The 319-nt window shown below is 30.1% G+C and carries 1 protein-coding gene; it reads left to right on the top strand.

The features are described from left to right. Positions 1–233, top strand: a 233-nt coding sequence (locus FOT98_RS32690; protein WP_186292158.1) for a hypothetical protein, incomplete at its 5' end; no start/stop codon positions are given. Positions 234–319: the final 86 nt, after the last annotated feature.

Here is a 319-nt window from a genome sequence, read left to right as displayed (position 1 = left end):
CAGAATTCTTGTATATTTTCCTCGTCTATCTACTTTGGATTGATGAAGCCGATAATAATGATGAATGGTTAGAAATTGATAATGTTCATAATAATAATAATGTAGCCCTTAAGCATCCCTTAGAACATAAGCAATTTAAAACAGATGCTATGCACATTATCTATGAAATGGAAATTGTAATTGTAATTAAGATGTTCGGTGTAACGGTTTCGGGTACTTTATTTTTTATTTAAGAAAAATGCTTACTGATCTAAGTGAAAATGTTGGAAGAAGATTGTTTTAAGAAAGTCTCAAAAATAGTCAAAGTCAAGTGGCTACC

This window comes from Bacillus sp. HY001 (genome assembly GCF_007558965.1).
GTDB classification, from domain to species: Bacteria; Bacillota; Bacilli; order Bacillales; family Bacillaceae_G; genus Bacillus_A; species Bacillus_A mobilis.
This window is presented reverse-complemented; position numbering and strand designations above follow the sequence as displayed.